The sequence below is a fragment of the Vogesella mureinivorans genome (genome assembly GCF_007644035.1).
Lineage (GTDB): Bacteria > Pseudomonadota > Gammaproteobacteria > Burkholderiales > Chromobacteriaceae > Vogesella > Vogesella mureinivorans.
Window position 1 is genome coordinate 1 of record NZ_VMTV02000226.1, and the last position, 266, is coordinate 266.

At 65.0% G+C, this 266-nt stretch carries 1 pseudogene; it reads left to right on the plus strand.

Annotated elements, in window-relative coordinates:
• Nucleotides 1–266 (plus strand): annotated as a pseudogene (locus FLQ44_RS07920) (Fe-S cluster assembly protein SufB); the annotation flags it as partial.

Below are 266 nucleotides of genomic sequence, written 5' to 3' on the forward strand. Positions count from 1 at the left end.
TACGCCTCGCTCGACGAGGTCGACCCCAAGCTGCTTGAAACCTACGAGAAGCTGGGCGTGCCGCTGCACGAACGCGCGCGTCTGGCCGGCGTGGCGGTCGACGCCGTGTTCGATTCGGTGTCGGTGGGCACCACCTTCAAGAAGGAGCTGGCTCAGGCCGGCGTGATCTTCTGCAGCTTTTCCGAGGCTGTGCACGAGCATCCGGAGTTGATCCGCCAGTACCTGGGCAGCGTGGTGCCGGTGGCGGACAACTACTTCGCTGCGCT